The organism is Frankia canadensis (assembly GCF_900197875.1).
Lineage (GTDB): Bacteria > Actinomycetota > Actinomycetes > Frankiales > Frankiaceae > Frankia > Frankia canadensis.
Genome location: NZ_FZMO01000311.1, coordinates 1 through 4010, shown reverse-complemented (window position 1 = coordinate 4010; position 4010 = coordinate 1). Strand labels below are relative to the sequence as shown.

4 protein-coding genes are annotated in these 4010 nt (G+C 74.9%); all 4 read right to left on the bottom strand.

What is annotated here, in order from left to right; genetic code table 11:
* On the bottom strand, positions 1-748 hold a 748-nt coding region (locus tag C1A33_RS21615), incomplete at its 3' end, for a glycosyltransferase family protein (RefSeq protein WP_480014661.1).
* Positions 745-1662, bottom strand: a complete 918-nt coding sequence (locus tag C1A33_RS21610; protein WP_101833222.1) for an alpha/beta fold hydrolase — start codon at positions 1660-1662, stop codon at positions 745-747. The genes C1A33_RS21610 and C1A33_RS21615, both read right to left, overlap by 4 nt.
* Before the next feature lie 30 nt (positions 1663-1692).
* On the bottom strand, positions 1693-2022 hold the full coding sequence (locus tag C1A33_RS21605; RefSeq protein WP_101833221.1) for a phosphopantetheine-binding protein: 330 nt from the start codon (positions 2020-2022) through the stop codon (positions 1693-1695).
* Between the two features lie 6 nt (positions 2023-2028).
* Complete coding sequence (locus C1A33_RS37540) at positions 2029-3906, bottom strand: 4'-phosphopantetheinyl transferase superfamily protein (RefSeq protein WP_279354682.1); 1878 nt, start codon at positions 3904-3906, stop codon at positions 2029-2031.
* Positions 3907-4010: the final 104 nt, after the last annotated feature.

The window sequence follows — 4010 nt, the reverse complement described above, 5'->3', positions numbered from 1 at the left end:
ACGCCCCGGCCCGGCCGTACTTGATCCGCAGCCCGGCGCCGCTGCGGACGACCTGGTCGCCGGTGACGAGCCAGTCCCAGGGGAAGGGCCCGCCCGCCGCCCGCCGCCCGCCCGCCGCGCTGCCGACGAACACGGTGTTGGCCGGCGTGTCCGGGGTGCGCGAGCCGCGCAGCAGGTCGCGCACGGAGAAGACGATGACGAGGTCGTCGGAGAAGCGAAGGTCGCCGCGGGCCGCGTCGGCGGCGCTGACGCCCTGGCCGAGCTGGAAGTCCCGGAGCAGGTCGCGGACCCACTGGCCGAGGCCGGCGAGCACCCCGTACGGATCGTCGAGCTCGGCGGACGTCGTCGCGAGCGTCGCCCAGCGCAGCCCGCGGCGCCGGGCGACCAGCGCCGCCCCCAGCGCCTGCTGGTCGGCGATCAGCACGTCGGGGCGGAAGTCGTCGACGACGTCCTCGATCGCCGGCGCGCTGGCCGCGGCGAGCGGCAGCAGGAACTCCTCCCACAGGAACTTCAGCGACGCGGGCCCGCGCAGGGCCCGGGAACGGGCGACGAACGCATCCCGGTCGGCGTCGCTGCCGTGCTCCGGCAGGGCGCGTAACGGAACCTCGGGCGGGACGAGTCCGCCGATCACCCCGGCATGGCCGGCGACGGCGACCTCGTGCCCGCGGGCCAGCAGTTCGCTGGCGACGCCGACGGCCGGGTTGACGTGCCCCGTCAGCGGGGGCACGACGAACAGGACCCGACTCACCGGCGCGAGCCCTCCGCGAGCTCCCCGCGGCGCTCGGCGTTGAGGTCCGGCGGCGGCACCATCTGTGTCACCCACTGCGGGGTCTCGAAGCGCCGCGTCGTGGCCCGCACGTAGGGCGGGGCGGGGGTGGCACGGTCGAACAGCCACCAGCGCAGCAGCTCGCGCAGGTAGCCGGTGGCCTCGCGCAGCACCATGTGGGTGTGGTGCGCCAGCACGATCAGCGTGCAGTCGGGCACGAGCGAGGCGAGCCCGGTGGCCTGCCCGATGATGTCGGAGTTCTCCCCGTAGACGGCGAGCACGGGCACGGACAGGGCGGACAGCGCCGTCGGCGAGAACGGCGGCGTCGCCAGCATGTCGCTGGCGATCGTCGTCTCCTGAAGCAGGCGCCGCGCGGCCCGGGTCGCCCGCCCGGCAACCCGCCCGGCCCCGTTCTCGAGCCACTCCTGGACCTCGTCGTCGGACATCGCGACCAGGATCTGGGTCAGTGACCGGGCCATCTCCTCGCCGAGCCCGTCGATGAGGAACGGCGGCTCGATGAGCGTGAGGCTCGCCACCCGCTCGGCCGACTCCAGCCCGAAGGCCAGGGCCATCGTCGCGCCGTAGCTGTTGCCGACGACGTGCACCGGGCGGTCGACGCCGAGCGCGTCGAGCAGCCCGGCGAGGTCGGCCAGCGAGTCGGCGAGCCGGTAGCCCGCCGGGGTGCGCTCGCTGCGGCCGTGGCCTCGCAGGTCGTAGCAGATCACGTCGCAGCCGGCGTCGGCCAGGCAGGTGCCCAGCGCGAAGTAGAAGCTGGACATGTTGTCCATCACCATGCCGTGCACCATCACGACGACCGGCGCGTCCGGTGACGCCCCGCCCCGAGGCTCGAGACGTTGCACGTGCAACCGGACGTCGTTCGCGAGGACCTCAGCCACTACAACTCTCCTTTGCGGCGGGCGCGCGGGTCAGGCCGAGCCCGCGGTCGCCGGGGTGGGCAGGCTGTCGACGATGAAACGGACGACCTCGCCGACGCGCATGTTGATGACCTGGTCGACGTCCATCGTGGCGAGGAAGCCGACGAAGTCGACGGCCGCGCCGTACCGCTCGCGCAGCCGGTCGGCCAGCGCCACGAACTCGATGCTCTCGAGCTCCAGATCGTGGCTGAACGTCGTCTCCATGGTGATCTCCATGTCGACGGCGTACTCCTCGCCGATCACGTCCCGCAGGTCCTCGGAGACCTCGCCGAGCACGCGGGCCTCGATCTCCGCCTGCCGCGCCGCACCTTCACCGGACATGCTCGTTCACTCCCTCTCGCTCTCGCTGGACGGCCGTTTCGCCTCGACCTCGGGGGAGGTCCAGGCGACCACGTAGGTCGCGGCGGCCCGATCGCCCCCGGCGGGGGCCGGCCCCCGCACGGCATCATGGCCAGCTCGGTCGGCGCTGTGCGCCCCGCTGGCCGCGTTCTTTTCATCGGCGCCCCGCGGCCGCGGCCGCCCGGGCGACGTCGCCCCAGCGCCGTCCGGGCGGACCCGGCCGGTGCCGTCCACGGTACGCAACGCCACCCACCGCGATCGCCGTGGGCACGGTCCGTCCGGACCGTCCGCGTGGATGGTGACGCGCAGCATCAACGGCGCCTCGGCGACGTCCCCGCCGCCACCTCCCGCACCGGGCGAAACCGGCGAGCCCGGTCTGCCGTGACGGGGTGCCTCGAGATGGGGCAGGTCGACGACGAAGCGGCGCGGCCGGCCGGCGAGGCCGGTCCCCTCCGCCTTCGCGACCGCCTCCTTCGCCGCCCACAACCGGGTGAACCACAGCGCGCGCCGCTCCTGGGCGTCGTCGCCGCCGCTCGCGTCGCCGCCGTGACCGCTCGCGTCGCCGCCATGGCCGTCGACGGCGGTGAGCTGGTCGAGCAGGCGCAGCTCGGACGGCGCGAGCGCCGCCTTCTCCACGCCGGGCGCCCGCGACACGATCTGTTCGATGTCGATGCCGACCGGGCCGTCCGCGGACACCAGCGCCACCGCCAGCTCCGGCTTGTGGGCCAGCGAGATCCGCGGTGGGTCGGTCGCCGGGATGCCGGGCCGTGTGGGCAGCGGGCGCACCCGCGGGGCGCCGAGCTCGTCGTGGTCGAGGCCGACCTCGATGCCCCAGACGGGTCCCGCACCGCGGTTCCACAGCCACTGCCGGACCGCGTCCTGGGCGGCGATGCGTCCCAGCAGGCGGCCCCGGGCGGCCCTCGGATTGAGCGCCGCGAGCCGGGCCCGGTCGGCGGCGTCGGCGTAGTGGCGGACGATCAGTTCGCGCGACGCCGAGTCCCGCCACCGGTCCCGCGCGATCAGCCAGCCCTCACCGGACGGCTGAGCGACGGTGTGCAGCTCCGGGGAACGCACCATCGCCCACAGGACGTCGTCATTGGCGAAGCGGCGATCCGTCCACGCGGAGACCACCGCCCACAGCCGGCCGTCGGCGCGGCGCAGCTCCAGGTCGGCGGTGACGGTGCGCTCGGTGACCTCCCGGATGCGCACCACGCAGTCGACCAGGTCGCCGCGGGCCGGCGCCGGGCCGTGGAAACGCAGGTCGGCGATGGCCTGCGGCAACAGCAGCGAGTCGTGCGCGAGATGGGTCATCGCCCAGTAGCCGAAGAGCTGGCCGGCGTTGTCCAGCAGCGCGCCGGAGGCGGACGGCACCCGCAGCCGGCCGCGGATGCCCGCGGCGCCGAGCGCCTCGATGCGGTGCAGCCCCTGGTAGCCGGGCCCGTGGAACAGGTAGCGTGCCGCGTAGAGATCGGCGCCCTCGTGCCGGGAAGGCCCTTCCCCGGGCAGCGTCGGGCCGCCGGTGGGGCCGGTCGGCAGGTCGGCGGTGACCGCGCTCGCGCGCGGCGGCTCGGGGTAGGCGTCGGCGAACAGCACGGTGCCGCGGGCGTAGCCCTCCATGACCACCCGGACGGCGTCCGGCCCCGCCGGGCTCACCGTGATCGCGACCTCGACGGCCGGTTCGATCGCGAGCCAGCGCAGCGCGCGCACGTCCCGCAGCCCGATCTGCACCCGCCCGGGCATCGTCGCCGCCGCCTCGGCGATCATCAGTTCGAGCACCTCGGTCATGGGAACGACCGGGAACAGGTCGGACATGTCCGTCCAGCCCGGCGGCTGCCGATAGAAGCAGTGGTCGACGATGTGCGGCATCGACGCCAACGACAACCGCCTGCGCACCGTGCGCGCCCCCGCCTGCCGCGGCACCGCCGCGCTCGACGCCGGGGGCGGCGGCGGAGGAGGCGGGGGCGGAGGCG

Bases quoted from the DNA above. Each gene is read 5' to 3' on its own strand.
- C1A33_RS21605 (WP_101833221.1), bottom strand. From the start codon at position 2,022: ATGTCCGGTGAAGGTGCGGCGCGGCAGGCGGAGATCGAGGCCCGCGTG.
- C1A33_RS37540 (WP_279354682.1), bottom strand. From the start codon at position 3,906: ATGCCGCACATCGTCGACCACTGCTTCTATCGGCAGCCGCCGGGCTGG.